This is a genomic window from Dysgonomonas sp. 521, from assembly GCF_010501055.1.
Taxonomy (GTDB): domain Bacteria; phylum Bacteroidota; class Bacteroidia; order Bacteroidales; family Dysgonomonadaceae; genus Dysgonomonas.
Genome location: NZ_QVMO01000132.1, coordinates 1 through 6,934, shown reverse-complemented (window position 1 = coordinate 6,934; position 6,934 = coordinate 1). Strand labels below are relative to the sequence as shown.

The following is a 6,934-nucleotide window of genomic DNA, read 5'->3' as shown; positions in this document are numbered from 1 at the left end:
GGCTTGAAAAGCCAAATCTTCATAACCGCGGGTCATCGACCTGCGGAAAAAGGATGAGCAATACCAGCTGTCTGAAAGACAGGACATACTGTGTGTCCTGCCGCTTCGGGCAGGGGGAGTGTAATTGTCCCTTGCTGCGTAAGCTACGCTGCGCTTGCATACGGTTATGAAGATTCTGCCTTTCAGGCAGGTGTTGAGCTGCTTTCAACCCTTGATTCACATTATTAGGCTCTTAATAAAACCCCGTGAAATAACTCGACGAAGTGAAGACAAGTTAAACTCCCTTAACTCCGTGATTAAATAAAAAGTCGGGATAACTTCATTTTATGGAATTTGGAATATTTTGGTATCTATTGTTTTAAATGAATATTGTACATTTGAAATAAAAAATCACACAGACTATGAAAAAACTATTGTTTTTCTTCTCATTCTTAATAATCTCACTTCAGGCGATTTCTCAAGACAGGACTATCTCCGGCACTTTAATCGATTTTGATAATTATGAGCCATTGATAGGAGTATCCGTAACTGTGAAAGGAACTGCCATAGGAACAGTAACCGATATAGATGGTAAGTTCAGCCTTATAATCAACGATTCTATACATAAGAATTTAAACGTTTTTTATATTGGTTACAAGACTCTGGAAGTACCGATAACTCCGGCTTCCACATATGAAATAAAAATGCAAGAAGATGAAGCAATACTAAGCGAAGTCGTGATAACGGCAGTTAGTGTTAAAAAAGAAGCTAACACCTTAGCCGGAAAAATAGCCGGAGTGGCTATTTCGTCTGCTACCATAGATAAAAAGAAACCCGCTACTACATGGAAACGTTCGGGGATGAAGGATAACTCGATCCGTCTGCATGTGGGCGAAAACGATTATATTCCCTTGGAGGCTGCCCAGATGGCCATACAGATAGATGGTTTCAGAGTGAGGGTGCTGATGGATTGTTTTTTCTTTAATGATAAAGGCTGGGGGCTGGAAGGAACCTTCAAACTGAAACTGCCGACAGAGGCCACTCCTTATTATTTTGCTTTTGGCGAAACGGAATATCTGGACGAAGATGAAGAAGATGAGAAAACGGCAAAGAAAATTCCATATAATACATATACGCTCGAAGACTTTGACCTTACTTTTCAGGGAGTAGAATCACTGAACGACAGGGAATGGAGCAGAGTAAAAGAGGCTCGCATCGTATCGAAGCAGAAGGCTGCCAGAGCATACGAACAAACCGTATCGGCGAACATAGATCCGGCGCTGATGGAGTGGGGAGGCGCCGATATGTTTAGCTGCCGTGTATATCCGTTGGGAGAGAATGAGTTGCACCGCGTGGTAATAGGTTACGACCTGAATATGACGGAGGCGCTCGATTTCAGGGAATATATACTATCACTGCCTCAGGTAGAGAGAGAACTGAAAGTGGATATAATGATACACAATTCGCCTCTGATGCAAGTCAGCCTGTCGCCCGTGCTGGCAGCTACCGAGATAGACGGTACGCGTACCCGTTATTCGCTGTTGAACCCCAAAGAGAAAGAAATCGCATTCAGGTATAATAATGTACAACCTGTGATGCTGATACAGAAAGAAGGGCACGATGAAGAACTGGATATACCTTATTTTGCTGCTACCTACCGTGTAGATTTGCCGGAGGTGACGCAGGAGGATTTGCCTGCTGACGCTGTGTTTATGCTGGATGTATCTGTTAGTTCCAACCCTGACAAATTCAATGTATGGCTTAAACTGATGAATGAGATACTAAACAATAACAAGGATATTATCAAACGGTTTGCCGTGCTTACTTTCAATATCGAAAACAGGTGGTATGCCCGCCATTTCCAGAATAACAACTATTTTAATGTCTCCCGTTTTTTCGAATATGCCAATGCTTTAGCCCTCGAAGGTGCTACCGATCTGGCTTCGGCCCTGAATGAAGCCTCCAATCCGGCATGGATAAAGAAGGATAAAAGGCCGAAGCATATCTTCCTGATGAGTGATGCCGATTGCAACTGGGGCGAAACCAATATGCACAAACTGAAATCTCTGATAAACGAAGGCGACAGGATACATACTTATAAAACAGGCCTGTCGGGTACCAATTCGGCAGTGTTGAACTATCTGAGCAAGGTTTCGGGAGGATTTGCATTTACTGTTACAGGCGAAGAGGAAGCGTTGCTCACAGCCAGATCGTTCAGATACAAGCCCTGGAATATCGTAAATGTAGAGGTAGAAGGCTCCCGTGATTTTTTGATTTCCGGACAACCGACACAATTATATAACGGACAGAAGCTGATCTTTACAGGCCGCGACCTGCCCACAGGCAATATCAGTATCGATGTGGATAACGGAACAGAGAAAAAGCGGATAAGTTATGCTGCGGTAGAAAAAATAAATTCGTTGCTTGCCTCCCGTGTTTATGGGCAGATAGCGTCTTCTTACCTCGAAAACTATGGCTATCAGGCAGAAGAGGCAGCCGTTAATTACTCCACTTATTACAAAGTGCCGGGACAATATACTTCGTTCCTCATGCTGGAGAGTGAAAGTGATTATGACGAATACGGAATAGATGATAGCGAAGCCAAATACTTTGTGGATGATAATCTGGTGAACGATATTGTAAAAAAACTGGAAGAAGCCGGCGCCACCTTATTGCTGGGACATGATAAAACGAATTTCAGCAACTGGCTGAAAAAACTGGAAGAAGGCAGTACGGATTTAGACCGCTCCGAAGAATTTGATGAATATATCAACAATCTGCCGGATGATATTTTCTCGATTAAACTGAAACCTCAGAAATTCGGACTGTTCCTTGCCGAACAACAGACAGAAGAAGAAAAAACAGCGCTTGCAGACGAAGATGTACGTTTCGACAGACTGTTTGAGATGACGAAGGAGAGGAAGTCGATGTATAGCAAAGCCGATGCACTGAAACTGCTGAGCAGCGTGGTGGAACGCAACGCCTCGGATGTGCAGGCAATACGCGATGTAGCGATGTCGGCTATCGAGTGGAATATGGGCGACCATGCTTATTATATGATGCGCCGCATTATCGACTGGCGCGAAGGGGAAGCCCTGTCGTACCTGACGGCGGCAGAAGCGCTGGCTAAGAGTGGATATGTGGATATGTCGCTGATCTATTATTATATTTGCCTGAATGCAGACTGGGATAGCGACTATGGAGATTTTGAGACGATTACAGCCCTGAAATGCCAGAAATACCTGAATGAGTTGTCCAATTCTTCGAAAATCAAGCTAAGTGATAATACTAAGGCTTTTATCACCCATCTGACAGAGAAAGTGAAAGAGGAATTATCGGACGAAGGGCTGGACGATTTCAATGAGGCAGATATTGTAGTCATTGTAAGCTGGAATATAAACGATACGGATATAGACCTGCACATCGTAGAACCGACCGGAGAAAAATGCTATTATGGCAACAATAAAACAGAAATAGGTGGGAAGTTGTCAATAGACGTTACCAGTGGCTACGGCCCCGAAATGTATGTATTGAAAAAAGCTGTGAAAGGGAAATATTCCGTTTTGCTAGACTATTATAGCGACAGCGGGACACAGACTGCCTCTAAAGCGAAAGCCTACATCGATATATACCGCAATTGGGGACGGAAAAATGAATCGGTAACACGCAAAGTAGTACAGCTTCGCAGCGGGAAATGGGACGACTACAACGAAGATGAAGATAAGCGTAACACTGTGATGACTTTCAATGTAAAATAGAATCTATAACTAAGAGATAAAATTTATATAAGACAGGGTAGGGGTTGTAATACAATGCTTTACCCTGTCTTTGTTTTATTGTTATTGTGCACAAACGAAGAATCTCTTTTTCTATATTTTGCCAATCAAAAATAAATACTTTTCTTTGTAAATAATTTCTAATAGCAAATATATTTAATGGAAAAAATTTGTAAACTAAAAGATATATATAAGTCACTCTACAATTTCGAAAAGGAATTTGCAGAGCGGAACAAGATCACCATCAACGAAGGTATGGTGTTATGCTGTATGAAAGATGGCAGGCCGAGGGCGGCTAATGAATTGTGCGACTTTGTAGGCCTGTCCAATTCACGGGTTTCCCGGATTATCAATACTGTTGAATCTAAAGGCCTTATTGTACGCGAAATGGGTACTGCCGACAAGCGACAGATGATTTTCTCACTTACTGAAGACGGAAAGAAGAAAATAGGAGAGATGATGAAACAGGATATTGATTTGTCCGGACTGGTAAAGAGCCTGACAGAAATAACAAAATAAAAATTTAATTGTTTAATTGCTAATAACAAATATTTATAATATAAAATTATGAAAATACTAATAATCGGAGGAGTAGCCGGAGGCGCGACAGCAGCAGCACGACTGAGGAGAATAGATGAAAATGCTGAAATAGTATTGTTCGAAAGAGGCGAGTATGTATCGTATGCCAACTGCGGATTACCTTATTATATAGGGGGAACCATCAGTGAGCGCGACAGGCTGTTTGTGCAGACAGTGGAAGGCTTTACCGGCCGTTTTAATATTGACATACGGGTAAAATCGGAAGTCACTCATATTGATTTGGAAAATAAGACCGTTACTGTTCACGATATTTCAGCAAATAAAGACTATACCGAAAGCTACGACAAACTGATTGTATCTACAGGCGCCGAGCCAATAAAACCACCTATGCCGGGTATGGAAGATAGCCGCGTCTTCTCGTTGCGCAATGTGCCGGATATGGATAAGATAAAAGGTTATATAGATGAACACAAGCCTAAGAAAGCCGTTGTAGTTGGTGGCGGGTTTATCGGGCTCGAAATGGTGGAAAACCTGCATGACGCGGGTTTGGATGTAACAGTGATTGAAAAAAACAATCAGGTAATGGCGCCTATCGATTTTTCTATGGCTTCCATTGTACATCAGCACTTAGTACAGAAGAATGTGTCTTTATTTCTTGAAGAAGGAGTGACGCGCTTCGATCCGTCTGATAATGGAATAAAAGTGATGCTTGAAAGCGGGAAAGAAATTCCTGCCGATATGGTTATTTTCAGCATCGGCGTGCGTCCCGAAGTGAAGCTGGCTAAAGAAGCCGGATTGGAACTGGGTTCTATGGGAGGTATCAAGGTGGATGAATATATGCGGACATCAGATAATAATGTATATGCTTTGGGAGACGCTACAGAAGTGTTCAATCCTGTCATTAATAAGTATTCGCTTATTCCGCTGGCCGGCCCAGCTAACAAGCAGGCACGTATTGTTGCCGACAACATTATCGAAGGAAATACGCATAAATATAAAGGTACAATCGGTACCTCGATAGCCAAGGTCTTCGACCTGACTGTGGCTGCTGCGGGTGCGTCATCCAAATTACTTAACAGGGAGAAGATTGAGCATATTTCGTCTTTTACACATGGTAGTTCACATGCCGGGTATTATCCAGATGCCTTACCTCTGTCCGTTAAAATTATCTTTTCCCCTACGGGCGGAAAATTATTAGGCGCACAGGTAGTTGGTTACGATGGCGTGGACAAGCGCATCGATCTGTTTGCGCAGGTTATTAAGAACGGCGGTACAATTTACGATTTGCAGGAGATCGAACATGCTTATGCTCCGCCTTATTCTTCGGCAAAAGACCCTGTTAACATGGCGGGATTTGTAGCCGGAAATATTCTGGACAAGAAAGTAAATATTATCCAATGGCGCGATCTGGCTAACCTGAATCCGGCAGATTCTATCCTGATAGATTCACGTACAAAAGAAGAATATGAGTTTGGACATATCGAAGGCGCGGTGAATATTCCTGTGGATGAACTTCGCGGCAGGCTGGGTGAAATCCCGAAAGATAAAAAGATAGTGGTTTACTGTGCTGTAGGGCTACGCGGCTACTTGTCGGCACGCATACTTATGCAGCATGGATACGTGAGGGTATATAACCTTTCGGGCGGATACAAGACCTATTCGTGCGCGGTAGCGGATAACGCGCCTAAAAATACCTGTGATGTAATTATTAAAGATGACGGTAAAATGGAAAATAAAGAAAATACAACGATAAAAACAATCAATATAAATGCCTGCGGCTTGCAATGCCCGGGCCCGATAATGCAACTGAAAAAGAATTATGACCTGATTAATGAGGGCGACCGCCTTGAAATAAAAGTGACAGACCAGGCTTTTGGCGAAGACCTCAACGGATGGAGCCGTATGGTGGGCGCAGAAGTGGTAAGTATGAACAATTCGGGCGGAGTGATAACAGCAACGGTGGAAAAGAAAGCGAAAGACGTCACTAGTTCTGTACCTGCTAATGTAAAGGATAACAAAACACTCATTGTATTCAGTGACGACCTGGACAGGGCACTGGCATCCTTTGTCATTGCCAACGGTGCCGCAGCTTCGGGAAAGAAAATCAGTATATTCTTTACTTTCTGGGGGCTGAATGTGATTAAGAAAGTAAAGAAGCCTGCTGTACAGAAAGATTTTATGGGTAAGATGTTTGGTATGATGCTGCCTTCGAGCAGTAAAAAACTGAGCCTGTCACAGATGAATATGGGCGGAATCGGCAGCAAGATGATGCGTGGTATTATGAAGAATAAAAATATCGATAGCCTTGAAAGCCTGATGCAACAGGCTCTGGATAACGGTGTGGAATTTATCGCCTGCTCCATGTCGATGGATGTAATGGGCATCAAGAAAGAGGAACTGATGGACGGTATTACAATAGGAGGCGTTGCCGCTTATCTCGACAGGGCTGAGAATGCGAATGTGAATCTGTTTATTTAATATTCTATCTTTGTAGTATTAGTTCCTATGTTTGTAATTTGAATTAATTCAATTTACAAACATAGGGTAATCCTTCGGTCTCGGTCATCTTTTACAAGATTTATATAGTTTTTACCTTTGCATAGGAGAGAGTTAACGATAAATTAAGGAGCCATCAGTTT

3 protein-coding genes are annotated in these 6,934 nt (G+C 42.7%); all 3 read left to right on the top strand.

Annotated features, from left to right (window positions below):
- The first annotated feature begins 401 nt into the window (after window positions 1-401).
- The 3 genes from D0T84_RS20630 to D0T84_RS20620 all read left to right on the top strand — a co-directional run bounded on the left by D0T84_RS20630 (window position 402) and on the right by D0T84_RS20620 (window position 6,773).
- Window positions 402-3,737 (top strand): carboxypeptidase-like regulatory domain-containing protein, encoded by a 3,336-nt coding sequence (locus D0T84_RS20630; protein ID WP_163309743.1) that lies wholly within the window; start codon window positions 402-404, stop codon window positions 3,735-3,737.
- Between the two features lie 177 nt (window positions 3,738-3,914).
- Entirely contained in the window at window positions 3,915-4,274 is a 360-nt protein-coding gene (locus D0T84_RS20625) for a MarR family winged helix-turn-helix transcriptional regulator (RefSeq protein ID WP_163309742.1), read from the top strand.
- 48 nt (window positions 4,275-4,322) lie between these two features.
- Window positions 4,323-6,773 (top strand): FAD-dependent oxidoreductase, encoded by a 2,451-nt coding sequence (locus D0T84_RS20620; protein WP_163309740.1) that lies wholly within the window; start codon window positions 4,323-4,325, stop codon window positions 6,771-6,773.
- The last annotated feature ends 161 nt before the right edge of the window (window positions 6,774-6,934 follow it).